Here is a 220-nt window from a genome sequence, read left to right as displayed (position 1 = left end):
CTATACAGCCTGATGAATTTGGTATGCTTCCTTTTATAGATGAGATTATGGGAGTAGATTGGGTGATTGATTTAAATCGATATCGATTTGCTCTTGATGAAGAAGGCAGGATTATTTGGGCTTTATATGATGATATTGAAAAAGGCAAATTAAAAGATCCAAGAGATATAGATTCTACTCCTGAAAGCAGGAAAGAATTTGATCATTATATGGATGGATA

The 220-nt window shown here is 33.2% G+C and carries 1 pseudogene; it reads left to right on the top strand.

The window, feature by feature from the left end:
• Positions 1–220 (top strand): annotated as a pseudogene (locus ELQ12_RS10180) (hypothetical protein); the annotation flags it as partial.

The organism is Campylobacter sp. US25a (assembly GCF_004379075.1).
GTDB lineage: Bacteria > Campylobacterota > Campylobacteria > Campylobacterales > Campylobacteraceae > Campylobacter_D > Campylobacter_D jejuni.
The sequence above is the reverse complement of the archived record's forward strand: the minus strand, read 5'-3'. Positions and strand labels throughout refer to the sequence as shown.